Genomic DNA, 233 nt, shown 5'->3' on the forward strand with positions numbered 1-233 from the left:
GATCGATGAAGCAGCATCCAGCATTCGTATGCAGATTGACTCAAAACCAGAAGAACTCGACCGACTCGATCGCCGTATCATCCAGCTCAAACTGGAACAACAGGCGTTAATGAAAGAGTCTGATGAAGCCAGTAAAAAACGCCTGGATATGCTCAACGAAGAACTGAGCGACAAAGAACGTCAGTACTCCGAGTTAGAAGAAGAGTGGAAAGCAGAGAAAGCCTCGCTTTCTG

General features: G+C 46.8%; 1 protein-coding gene. It reads left to right on the top strand.

Annotated elements, in window-relative coordinates; genetic code table 11:
* Positions 1–233: hypothetical protein (locus ACY0MJ_RS22540; RefSeq protein WP_462640794.1), on the top strand; the 233-nt coding region annotated here is incomplete at both ends.

Source organism: Ramlibacter sp. bp-362, assembly GCF_054956735.1.